This is a genomic window from Stenotrophomonas beteli, from assembly GCF_001431665.1.
In the GTDB taxonomy this organism is placed as follows: domain Bacteria; phylum Pseudomonadota; class Gammaproteobacteria; order Xanthomonadales; family Xanthomonadaceae; genus Stenotrophomonas; species Stenotrophomonas beteli.
In genome coordinates this window covers 19,235-30,792 of record NZ_LLXV01000016.1, presented here as the reverse complement: position 1 = coordinate 30,792, position 11,558 = coordinate 19,235, and the positions used below count along the sequence as shown (strand labels likewise).

Annotated in this window: 8 protein-coding genes; 6 read left to right on the top strand and 2 right to left on the bottom strand. The window is 65.2% G+C overall.

Annotated elements, in window-relative coordinates:
• Window positions 1-189 precede the first annotated feature (189 nt).
• Genes ARC23_RS03360 through ARC23_RS21050 form a run of 3 tightly spaced genes read left to right on the top strand, consistent with a single transcriptional unit; the run spans window position 190 to window position 1,463 of the window.
• The gene (locus tag ARC23_RS03360; protein WP_057495927.1) at window positions 190-861 is read left to right on the top strand and encodes a dienelactone hydrolase family protein; all 672 of its coding nucleotides are present in this window, start codon (window positions 190-192) and stop codon (window positions 859-861) included.
• A complete protein-coding gene (locus ARC23_RS03355) occupies window positions 858-1,280 on the top strand; it encodes an HIT domain-containing protein (protein WP_057495924.1) in 423 nt (140 codons plus the stop codon). The genes ARC23_RS03360 and ARC23_RS03355 overlap by 4 nt, the downstream gene beginning before the upstream one ends.
• Before the next feature lie 15 nt (window positions 1,281-1,295).
• The gene (locus ARC23_RS21050) at window positions 1,296-1,463 is read left to right on the top strand and encodes a LiaI-LiaF-like domain-containing protein (protein WP_181358735.1); all 168 of its coding nucleotides are present in this window, start codon (window positions 1,296-1,298) and stop codon (window positions 1,461-1,463) included.
• Window positions 1,464-1,530: 67 nt separating this feature from the next.
• Here ARC23_RS21050 and dcd read toward each other — a convergent pair whose 3' ends face one another.
• Window positions 1,531-2,103, bottom strand: coding sequence for a dCTP deaminase (dcd, locus tag ARC23_RS03350; RefSeq protein WP_012511735.1), 573 nt, complete (start codon window positions 2,101-2,103; stop codon window positions 1,531-1,533).
• A 78-nt stretch (window positions 2,104-2,181) separates the two neighbouring features.
• Window positions 2,182-3,036: an iron-sulfur cluster carrier protein ApbC gene (gene apbC / locus ARC23_RS03345; RefSeq protein ID WP_057495923.1), complete on the bottom strand. Its 855-nt coding sequence runs from the start codon at window positions 3,034-3,036 to the stop codon at window positions 2,182-2,184.
• A 213-nt stretch (window positions 3,037-3,249) separates the two neighbouring features.
• Between apbC and ARC23_RS03340 the strand changes: the two genes are divergently transcribed.
• The 3 genes from ARC23_RS03340 to ARC23_RS03330 all read left to right on the top strand — a co-directional run bounded on the left by ARC23_RS03340 (window position 3,250) and on the right by ARC23_RS03330 (window position 11,523).
• Entirely contained in the window at window positions 3,250-6,039 is a 2,790-nt protein-coding gene (locus tag ARC23_RS03340; protein WP_057495922.1) for a TonB-dependent receptor domain-containing protein, read from the top strand.
• Between the two features lie 386 nt (window positions 6,040-6,425).
• Window positions 6,426-9,401: a TonB-dependent receptor plug domain-containing protein gene (locus ARC23_RS03335; RefSeq protein WP_057495921.1), complete on the top strand. Its 2,976-nt coding sequence runs from the start codon at window positions 6,426-6,428 to the stop codon at window positions 9,399-9,401.
• 94 nt (window positions 9,402-9,495) lie between these two features.
• Window positions 9,496-11,523 (top strand): alpha/beta hydrolase family protein, encoded by a 2,028-nt coding sequence (locus ARC23_RS03330; RefSeq protein ID WP_057495920.1) that lies wholly within the window; start codon window positions 9,496-9,498, stop codon window positions 11,521-11,523.
• Window positions 11,524-11,558 lie beyond the last annotated feature (35 nt).

The following is an 11,558-nucleotide window of genomic DNA, read 5'->3' as shown; positions in this document are numbered from 1 at the left end:
CGGCCCCCAGGACCCCCTGCCGGCATGGCAGGGGGTCCTGGGGGCCGGGGCCTGAAAGGGCGCCAGTATACCGGGGTTGGCGGCCGCGCTCTGAATGGCCAGCCGCCCGATCCCGCACAGCCGCTGACACCGCGCTAACCCGCGCAGCACCGACAATGCAGCCTTGTTCCCCCGATGAGGTAGATGACGATGGCCGAGTGGATCACCCTGGATACGCACCATGGCCCGGTGCGGGCCTGGCAGGCCCTGCCGGAGGGCACCGCGCGCGGTGGCCTGGTGGTGGTGCAGGAAATCTTCGGCGCCAACCCGCATATCCGCAGTGTGGCCGAGCGTTTCGCTGCCCAAGGCTACGCGGTGCTCGCGCCCTCGTTCTTCGACCTGGTCGACGGCGCCGATGCCGATCCGGACGCCCTGCCCTATGACGCCGACGGCGTGAAACAGGGCCTGGAACGGGTGGCAGCGCTGGGCATGGAAAAGGCACTGGAAGTGGTCCGTGCGGCGGCCACCCGGCTGGCCCCTTACGGCAAGGTGGGCACCGTTGGCTATTGCTGGGGCGGCACGGTGGCGATGCTGTCGGCACTGCGCCTGGGCCTGCCCTCGGTCAGCTACTACGGCGCCCGCAACGTCCAGTTCCTCGATGAGACGCCGAAGGCGCCGGTGATCTTCCACTTCGGCGCGCAGGACAGGAGCATCCCCGCGGAAGCCATCCAGGCCCACCGAGAAAAGCTGCCGCAGATGGCCACCTACGTCTATCCGGCCGACCACGCCTTCAACCGCGAGGTCGGACATGCGTATGATCCAGACAGCGCCACCCTGGCGCTGCAACGCACCCTGGACTTCTTCTCGGAGCATCTTGGATGAGCGAATTCGAACTCGATTCACGCCTGGCCACCGATAGCGTGCTGGTGGCCGAAGGACCGTTGTCGCAAGTGCGGCTGATGAACGACGAACGATTTCCCTGGCTGGTGCTGGTACCGCGCCTGGCGGGGGTAACCGAGTGGATCGAGCTGGACGGCGAGCAGCAGGACAAGCTGCGCACCGAGCTCAACCGCGCCTGCAAGGCCCTGAAGGGCGCCGACGGGGTGGAGAAGATCAACATCGGTGCGCTGGGCAACATCGTGCGCCAGCTGCATTTCCACGTGATCGGCCGCCACGACGGCGACCCGGCCTGGCCAGGCCCGGTCTGGGGCAGCGGCCCGGCGCACCGCTACGAGCCAGCCGCACTGGACCAGCATGTCGCCTACTGGAAGGAACGGCTAGGATATCAGGCCCAGTCCTGAGCCCTTGCCGACCCGATGCGATTCAACCTTGTTGCCGCCATCCTGCTGATCCTGATCGGACTGTTCATGCTCGCCAGCAATCTGGGCTGGACGCACCTGAACCTGTCCAGGCTGCTGATGACCTGGTGGCCGGTGGCCCTGGTGGGTGTCGGCATCGCGATGCTGTTCGGTCGCGGCAAGTAAGGCCGCGCCCCCACCAACGAAAACGCCGGGCATGCCCGGCGTTTTCGATACGCGATGCCGCCGGCGGTCAGGTCCGCGGCAGGGTCACCCCGGTCTGGCCCTGGTACTTGCCACCGCGGTCACGGTAGGAGGTCTCGCACACATCATCGGCAGCAGCCTGGAAGAACAGCATCTGCGCCACGCCTTCATTGGCATAGATGCGCGCCGGCAGCGGCGTGGTGTTGCTGAACTCCAGGGTGACGTGGCCTTCCCATTCCGGCTCCAGCGGCGTCACGTTGACGATGATGCCGCAGCGCGCGTAGGTGCTCTTGCCCAGGCACACCACCAGGGTGTCGCGCGGGATGCGGAAGTATTCGACGGTGCGCGCCAGCGCGAAGCTGTTGGGCGGGATGATGCATTCATCGCCGACGATATCCACGAAGCTGCCCGGGTCGAAATGCTTGGGATCGACGATGGTCGAGTTGATGTTGGTGAATACCTTGAACTCGCGCGAGCAACGCACGTCGTAGCCGTAGCTGGAGGTGCCGTAGCTGACGATGCGCTCGCCGTTGGCCTGCTTGACCTGCCCGGCCTCGAACGGCTCGATCATGCCGTGCTGCTCGGACATGCGGCGGATCCAACGGTCACTCTTGATGCTCATGCTTTGTCCTGGGGGTACGAGGGGGCGCGAGGATTCTAGCAGGGGGCCGGGCGTGGCCGGCGGCCCCTGCCCCGGCACTTACAGCAGCGACGACAGGATCGGGATCGAGGCCCGCGGGCGCTTGCCGACTTCCTCGACCAGCCGCTGCGCGGCATGGCGGTAGGCCTGGGCCGGCGCCGAATCCGGCTGCGCGACCGTGATCGGCGTGCCGGCATCGCCCTGCTCGCGGATGCCGATCTGCAGCGGCAGCGAACCCAGCAGCGGCACGCCGTACTGCGCGGCCATGCGCTCGCCGCCGCCCTGGCCGAACAGGTGCTCGACATGCCCGCAGCTGCTGCAGGTGTGTATGGCCATGTTCTCGACGATACCCAGCACCGGCACCTCGACCTTCTCGAACATCTTCAGCGCCTTCTTCGCATCCAGCGTGGCGATGTCCTGCGGCGTGGTGACGATCACCGCCCCGGCCAGCGGAATCTTCTGGGTCAGGGTCAGCTGGATGTCACCGGTACCCGGCGGCAGGTCGATCAGCAGGAAGTCCAGGTCGTCCCACAGCGTGTCGTTGAACAGCTGTGTCATCGCCGAGGTGGCCATCGGCCCGCGCCAGATCATCGGCGTGTCTTCCTCGATCAGGTAGCCGATGGACATGGTGTCCACGCCGAATGCGCGCAGCGGCTCGATGCTCTTGTTGTCCGGGCTTTCCGGGCGGCCGGACAGGCCCAGCATGGCCGGCACGCTGGGGCCGTAGATGTCGGCGTCGAGCACGCCGACGCGAGCCCCCAGCTGCTGCAGCGCCACGGCCAGATTGACCGCCGTGGTCGACTTGCCGACGCCGCCCTTGCCCGAGCCCACCGCGATGACGTTGCGGATGCGGGCATGCGGCGTCAGTCCCTTCTGGACCTGGCTGGCATGGGGACGGCGGGGAGAACTGTTCACAACGGGCACCGGCGGGATCGGAAGGAATAACCCCGCATCATACAAGCTGGATGCAACCTGACTGAAATTCAGGATTGCGACAGATTCGTCCACGGATTGTTAAGTTCATGTTACGTTCGCCGCGCACTGTTTCCAGGCCTCGGGGCTGGTTGTCCAGCCCACGCGACGGCGTATGCGCAGTGCCGTTTTTGTTTTTGCTCTTATTGGAACTACATGGAACACTTCAGCAATACCGCACGTCGCACTACGCTCTCCGTCGCCCTGATTTCCGCCCTGATGGCCGCCGCACCGGCACTGGCCCAGGACAAGGCGACCAACCTGGACAAGATCACCGTCACCGGTTCGCTGATTCCGCAGACCCAGGTTGAAACCCAGACCCCGGTGATGTCCATCACCGCCGAAGACATCCAGACCCGCGGCTTCAGCAGTGTTGCTGAAGTGCTGCAGCAGTCCTCGCTGACCACCGGCGGCCTGCAGGGCGGCCAGACCTCGGGTGCGTTCACCCAGGGCGCCGAAGCGGCCGGCATGTTCGGCCTGAACCCGGGCTACACCAAGTACCTGATCAACGGCCGCCCGATGCTCTCGTATCCGGCGCTGTACAACGGCAGCGAGTCGTTCAACAACATCAGCGGCATTCCGATCGACATCGTCGAGCGCATCGAAGTCCTGCCGGGTGGCCAGTCCTCGCTGTACGGCTCGGACGCGATCGCCGGCGTGGTCAACATCATCCTGAAGGAACGCATGGACGGCGGCACGATGACCGTCCGTGGCGGCACCTACACCGAAGGCGGCGGCGGCAACATCCGCTTCAGCGCCGCCAAGGGCTTCAACGCGTTCGACGACCGCTTCCACGCCCTGGTCAACGTGCAGATCGAAAACGGCAGCCCGATCTGGGGCTACCAGCGTGACATCACCAAGCAGAACAATCCGGTCGGTTACACCGCGCAGCTGCCGTCGAACGACTTTGCCGTCATCGGCAACGCCGACAACAAGCTGCACATGATGGACCCGACCCGCTGCGCCAACGTGGCCGGCCTGTATGACGGCACCACCACCGTCGGCAAGCGCGCTTCGGGCGAATCGTGCGGTTCGGTGTACAGCGCCGGCTACAAGACCCTGAAGAACGGCAAGAACAGCGGCCAGTTCTACTCGTCGATGACCTTCGATGTGAACGACAACTTCCAGCTGTTCGCCGACGTGCTGTACAGCAAGGAAAAGACCGAGTTCACCTCCGGCTCCAGCGCCCTGTGGTGGGGCACCAAGTCGGTGATGGGCGGCTTCTACGATCAGGGCCTGGGCAAGGTCGTGAACCTGCAGCGCGCGTTCGCGCCGGAAGAAATCGGCCCGGGCCACTACAACAACATCCTGAACTCCGATGAGAGCCGTTCCTACCAGGTCACCCTGGGCGGCAAGGGCATGGTCGGCGACTGGGATTACAGCGCCAGCTTCACCCGCGGCGAGTACCGCCTGGACCAGAACCGCTTCGCGCGCTGGAAGGACAAGATCGAAGGCTTCTTCGGCGACACCGTGCTGGGCCCGCGCCTGGGCACCACCGCCGATGGCTTCGGTATCTACAACCCGAACTACACCGCCTTCTACTCGCCGATCACCCCGGACCAGTTCGCCAACTTCACCGGCTATGGCACCCACCGCAGCAAGACCTGGCAGAACCTGGGCCGCGTGCAGGTGACCAACGGTTCGCTGTTCTCCCTGCCGGGCGGCGACGCCGGCCTGGCCGTGGTGCTGGAAGGCGGCAGCGAAGGTTGGGACTACTCGCCCGACCAGGCCTTCGTCAATGGCAACGCCTGGGGCGCCACCGCCGTGGCCGGTGCCGGCCACCGCAGCAACTACGCGGTGACCAGCGAACTGCGCATGCCGGTGTTCGAATCGCTGACCATCAGCGCCTCGGGCCGCTACGACGCGTTCAAGATCGCCGACAAGACCGTGGACAAGGCCACCTACAGCCTGGGCCTGGAATACCGTCCGATCGAAAGCCTGCTGCTGCGCGGCAAGTACGGCACCGCGTTCCGCGCGCCGACCCTGTCCGATGCTTTCCAGGGCATGAGCGGCTCGTTCGCCTCCGGCCAGAACGATTACTACCGCTGCAGCCAGCTGGGTTACGCGCTGCGTGACGACGCCTGCTCGTTCTACAAGACCACCTCGGTGTACAGCGAAAAGTCCGGCAACCCGGACCTGAAGCCGATCACCGCCGACGTGTGGAGCGCAGGCGTGGTGTGGGCCCCGGTCAGCAACTTCTCGCTGTCGGTCGATTACTACAACTGGAAGATCAAGAACGAGGTCAAGACCCTGAGCACCGACCAGCTGCTGCTGGCCGAGTACCAGTGCCGCAACGGCCTGCCGAACAACACCTCGGCCAGCTGCCAGAACGTGACCGACTGGGTGACCCGCGACGCCGGTGGCAACCTGACCCGCGTGTACACCCCGAAGCTCAACGTGGCCAGCCAGAACCTGCAGGCGGTGACCGTCGGTGCCAAGTACCAGCAGGACATCGGCCGCTTCGGCTCGCTGATGTTCTCGGGCAACTACACCAACATGCTGAAGCGTGAAGTGGAGCCGCTGCCCGGTGCCAGGAAGCTGGACCTGCTGAGCGACCCGTACAACATGTGGTACTACGACAACTTCGCCAAGGTCCGCGGCGACGTGTCGGTGGCCTGGGCCATTTCCAGGTTCACCACCACCGTGTACGCCAACTACGTCGGCAGCACCCCGAACTACCTGGCCTACACCGGCCGCAGCTACGACTACGTCCACTCCTCCGGCGCCAAGGCCGGCAAGTGGGGCTCGTACACCACCTACAACATGAGCCTGAACTACCAGGCGCAGGACGATCTGACCCTGTCGCTGATGGTCAACAACGTGTTCAACAAGCTGCCGGAAGGCCAGCGCTACAACTACCCGGGCAACGAATCGACCCCGTTCAACGACGGCTTCTACAGCGTCTACGGCCGCCAGATCTCGGCCCAGGTCAAGTACGACTTCTGATCCCGTCGTTTTCCGGACTTCGTGTCCGGGCCAGGCCCCGCTTCGGCGGGGCCTTTTTTTTGCCTGCGATCAGGTCGAACCGTCCTGTTCAGAAAACAGTCACTTTCGAACGGAATCGTGACAATGCGATACAGATCAACCAGATACGCAGATCTCGACGCGCGTTCCCGCAGTCAGCGCGGCTGACGGATCACACCTCCATGACTGCATCATGAATGCTTGACAGCCTTGGTTAATGTGATGTTAATCTCGAGTCATCGGCACGTGAAGCCGGTACCAGCGCCGGGCGGCGGCACGCTGCCGACACCGGGCAAGGGACACACGGAGACGTCGACAAGGACCAGTCCCGGTGTACGACGCAATCATTCGATTCAAGGGGATTTCAGATGATCAATCGCAAGTCGCTCAGCAAGCATCCGCTGAGCTTCGCCCTCGCCTCTGCCGTGCTGCTCGCCGCAGCCGCCCCGGCGATCGCCCAGGACGCCTCCAGCACGACGCAGACCGAGGAAGCGCCCAAGTCGAAGGCCACCAACCTGGACACGGTGACCGTCACCGGTTCGCGCATCAGCCGCGACGTGTTCAACTCGGTTTCGCCGGTGCAGGTCGTCACCCGTGAAGAAACCACCCTGGCCGGCTTCAACTCGACCACCGCCGCCCTGCAGAGCACGGCGGTCACCGCCGGTGCGGCACAGATCAACAACGCCTACGGCGGCTACGTCACCGACGGCGGCCCGGGCGCCAACACCCTGGGCCTGCGCGGCCTCGGTCCGACCCGCACCCTGATCCTGCTCAACGGCCGCCGCGTATCGCCGGCCGGTACCCGCGGCTCGGTCGGCTCGACCGACCTGAACGTGCTGCCGAACTCGATCGTCGACCGCGTCGAGATCCTGAAGGACGGCGCCTCGTCCATCTACGGCTCCGACGCCGTGGCCGGCGTGATCAACATCATCACCAAGACCAAGGTCGACGGTGTCACCTTCGAAGCGCAGCACAACGCCACCGACGGTGGCGGCGGTGAAGAGCGCCGTTACTCGATCATGTTCGGCTCCACCGGCGAGCGCTCGCACTTCTCCGGTTCGTACGAGTACTACACCCGCAACGAACTGACCCTGGCCGACCGCAGCTGGGCAGGCGGCTGCCCGACCGACATGTACCGTGACATCGAGGCCGGCGACTCCTGGGGCAGCGGTGACTTCATCGATCCGCTGACCGGCAAGCCCAAGTGCTGGTCGCTCGATGCCGGCGGCACCACCCTGAACACCATCGGCACCAACACCCGTACCGGCGTGGCCGCTCCGGGCGGCGCCGGCACCCGCTTCAACCGCTGGCGCCCGAACGCGGCGATCACCACCGGCCTGGTCGGCTACGAAGGCGTGGACCTGAACACCCGCGACACCTTCGACCCGGCCATGCGCAACCAGTCGCTGATCTCGCCGACCAAGACCCACACCCTGTACTTCCAGGGCGGCTTCGACCTCAACGCACTGGGTGATGCCGAGCTGTACTACGAGTTCCTGGGCAACAAGCGCAAGTCGACCCAGACCGGTTACCGCCAGCTGACCCTGGACTACGCCGTGGGCAGCCCGCTGATCCCGGCCAACCTGCGTGACAGCGTGGCCGGCGCCCCGACCGACCAGACCAGCGGCAGGAACCTGGGCGTGCGTGCGTTCATCGGCTTCGGCAACGACACCAACAAGCAGAACGTCGACTTCCTGCGCTTCAATGCCGGCCTGCGTGGCCACCTGAGCTCGGAGTGGAACTATGACTTCAACGTCATGCACGCCCGCAGCGACGCCGACTACACCTTTGAGAGCTTCCTGACCAGCCGCCTGCGCCAGAGCCTGGACGTGGTCTCCAACGGTGCCGGTGGCTATGTCTGCCGCGACGCTTCCAACGGCTGCATCGCCGCGCCGGCGCTGAACACCAACACCATCGGCGGCAAGCTGCCGCAGGACTGGAAGGACTGGGTGTTCGTGCCGGTCACCGGCAACACGCTGTACAAGGAAACCACGGTCAACTTCAACGTCAACGGCCCGCTGTTCGACATGCCCTACGGCTCGGCCGGCGGCGCGTTCGGCGTCGAGTACCGCAAGGCACGCATCGACGACACCCCGTCGCCGTACTCGATCAATGCCGACCTGTACAACCTGACCAACGCCACCCCGACCCGCGGTTCGGACTCGGTGCTCGAGGCCTACGGCGAACTGGAACTGCCGCTGCTGTCCGGCGTCACCGCTGCCGAAGAACTGACGGTCAACCTGTCCGGCCGCTACACCGACTACAAGTCCTACGGCTCGGATGAGACCTACAAGATCGGCGCGCTGTGGACCCCGGTGAAGTGGCTGTCGTTCCGTGCTTCGTACGGCACCTCCTACCGCGCACCGGCGCTGTTCGAACAGTTCCTGGGCGGCACCACCGGCTTCCTGAGCAGCAGTGCCGACCCCTGCAACGAGTACGGTGATCGCAACCCGAGCTCGCCGCGTTACCAGAACTGCGCATCGCTGGGCCTGGCACCGGACTACCTGGCCACCCAGGGCGTGACCGTGGTCACCCAGGGTGGTGCCGAGGCCGGCCTGGAAGCCGAAACCTCCAAGGCCAAGACCCTGGGCGTGGTGATCCAGCCGGAATTCGGCAGCGGCTTCGGTGACCTGTCCTTCGCCGCCGACTACTTCGACATCGAAGTGAAGAACGGCGTCGACAGCGCGGGCGGCGCGAACATCCTGTCGCGCTGCTACGACAGCGGCAGTGCCGACTTCTCCTCCGGTTCGGGTCTGTGCCGCCTGGTGGCCCGCAACCCGGTCAACAACCAGCTGGTGGTGACCAACGGCTTCATCAACCTGTCCACCGACAAGGTCCGTGGCCTGGACTTCACCACCCGCTATGTCCGCGAAATCGGCCCGGGCACCCTGCGCACCACGCTGCAGTTCACCCACTACCTGGAACAGGCCAGCAAGGTCTTCTCCGACGATCCGCTGGTGGACTACAACGGCATGCTGTCGCGTCCGGAAAACACCGCCTCGCTGGACCTGAGCTACAAGTGGAAGAACTGGCAGGTGCGCTACGGCCTGGACTGGATCGACAAGATGGACAGCTACGCGTACTACGAGGAGCGCAACCCGGGTGACTTCGATCCGGCCACCTCGGCGTACAAGCTGTACACCCCGAACTACTTCCTGCAGGCCATCTCGGTGAAGTATGAAGCGGACAAGTGGTCGGTCACCGGTGGCGTGCGCAACTTCGCCGACCGCAAGCCGCCGACCATCTCCCAGGGTGTCTACAGCACCGTCGGCAACGCGCTGCTGTACAGCGGCTTCGACTACTTCGGTCGCAGCTACTTCCTGAACATCACGCGTTCGTTCTGATCCTGCTCCCTGCAACCGCCGCCCTTCGGGGCGGCGGTTCCATTTCCGGCACTGCTTTTTCCACAGGCAGCTGCCACTGCATTCCGAGGTTGCAATGAAGCGAACCCTGTTGCTGGCGGCCCTGGCCAGTGTTTCCCCGTCCCTGCACGCCAAGCCCGAAGCTCCGACCATTGAGCAGATGGCGGCCTTCCCCGCCATCTCCAGCCTGTCGCTGTCGCCGGATGGCCAGCACATCGCCGGCCTGCGCGCCAATGGCGAAGAGCGCGTGATCGTGGTGTGGCGCACCGATGCACTGGACAAGCCGCCAACGGTGATCGGCGCCAACCGCATGAAGTTCCAGAGCGTGTCGTTCATCAAGAACGGGCAGCTGGCGGTGGTGCTGTGGCAGCCCTACGACCTGCGCGCGGACCGGGTGACCAAGACCTTCGTCAGCAAGTTCTTCATCACCGACATCGAAGGCAAGCAATGGAAGGAGCCGATCACGCCGCCACGTGCCAGCAGCCGCAGCGAGGAGCTCGAGCAGGCCCTGGCCAACGCCACGGTACTGGACACCCTGCCCAACGATCCGGACCACATCCTGGTGGTCAACGGCAGTGGCAGCAGCTCCGGTGACGTCTACAAGGTCGACCTGCGCAACTTCACCTCGCAGCGCATCCAGAAGACCGAAGAGCGCGTGGCCGGCTACATCACCGACCTCGACAGCGAGCTGCGCGCACGCCTGCGCCAGGATGTCGACGGCACCGGTGCCTACGTCGCCACCGAGTTCCGGTCGCCCGCCACCGGCACCTGGGAAGAGCACTTCCGCTCCTACGTGAAGAACCGCGACGTCAACCAGGTGATCGGCTTTGCCGACGACCCGAACATCGCCTTCGTGCTCAGCAATGTCGGCCGCGACAAGGCGATCGTGTACGAGTACGACATCAGCGCGCGCAAGCAGAAGGAAGTGCTGTTCGAGCACAAGCTGTTCAACGCTGGTTCGATGCTGATCAACCGCTTCCGCAAGGGTGCGGTGCCGTTCGGCGAGATCATGGGCATCGGCTACGCCGGCCCGCGCGGTGACGACATGCAGTGGACCTCGCCGCGCATGAAGGCGCTGGACCAGGGCCTGCGCCAGGCCCTGGGCATCACCCAGGAACCGCTGGCGATGGTCGATACCGCCAACGGCCAGCGCTTCACCGCCAACTACGATACCGGCGTGAGCCTGCGCATCGTCGACTACACGGCGGACCTTTCCAACGTGCTGGTCGTTACCTCCGGGCCGTCCAATCCGCCCGAATACCACCTGCTGCACAACGGCAAGCTGACCCTGCTGGCCAAGACCTACCCGCAGATCCAGCCTGCCGCGCTGGGCCAGACCCGGCTGGTCTACTACAAGGCACGCGACGGGCTGGATATTCCTGCATTCCTCACCACGCCCAGCACCGAGCTGTGCGGCGCCGGCCCCTGGAAGGCGGTCGTGCATCCGCACGGCGGGCCCTGGGCGCGCGATGGCATGGACTTCGATGGCTCGATGTGGGTCCCGCTGATGGCATCGCGCTGCATGGCGGTGCTGCGCCCGCAGTTCCGTGGCTCGGCCGACTGGGGCCGCAAGCTGTGGATGGCCGGAGACGCCGAGTGGGGCCAGAAGATGCAGGATGACAAGGACGACGGCGCGCAGTGGATGATCGACCAGAAGATCGCCCGCCCCGGCCACATCGCCATGTTCGGCTTCTCCTATGGCGGCTATTCGGCGTTTGCGGCCTCGGTGCGCCCCAACGGCCTGTACAAATGCGCCATTGCCGGCGCCGGCGTTTCCGATATCAAGAAGATCTGGTCGCGCTTCTATACCAACCCGTTCTTCCGCCAGGCCCAGGCCCCCACCGTGGCCGGCCTGAACCCGGTGGACAAGGCCGGCGAGATGAAGATCCCGTTGATGGTCTACCACGGCGATCGCGACCGCACAGTGCCGATCGAACAGTCGGAGTGGTTCGTGAACAAGGCGAAAGGTTCCGGCCAGCCGGTCGAGTTCCACGCCATCGCCGACTACGCCCACGGGCCGGCATGGACGCGCCGCATCATGGCCGACCAGTTGCAGCTGATTGACGACTACCTGGGCAAAGGCTGCGGCGGCGGCGGCCTGTAAGCGTTACCGGCCTACAGCAGGGGCGCCCGGCGGGC

Bases quoted from the DNA above. Each gene is read 5' to 3' on its own strand.
- ARC23_RS03360 (WP_057495927.1), top strand. From the start codon at position 190: ATGGCCGAGTGGATCACCCTGGATACGCACCATGGCCCGGTGCGGGCC.
- ARC23_RS03355 (WP_057495924.1), top strand. From the start codon at position 858: ATGAGCGAATTCGAACTCGATTCACGCCTGGCCACCGATAGCGTGCTG.
- ARC23_RS21050 (WP_181358735.1), top strand. From the start codon at position 1,296: ATGCGATTCAACCTTGTTGCCGCCATCCTGCTGATCCTGATCGGACTG.
- dcd (WP_012511735.1), bottom strand. From the start codon at position 2,103: ATGAGCATCAAGAGTGACCGTTGGATCCGCCGCATGTCCGAGCAGCAC.
- ARC23_RS03340 (WP_057495922.1), top strand. From the start codon at position 3,250: ATGGAACACTTCAGCAATACCGCACGTCGCACTACGCTCTCCGTCGCC.
- ARC23_RS03335 (WP_057495921.1), top strand. From the start codon at position 6,426: ATGATCAATCGCAAGTCGCTCAGCAAGCATCCGCTGAGCTTCGCCCTC.
- ARC23_RS03330 (WP_057495920.1), top strand. From the start codon at position 9,496: ATGAAGCGAACCCTGTTGCTGGCGGCCCTGGCCAGTGTTTCCCCGTCC.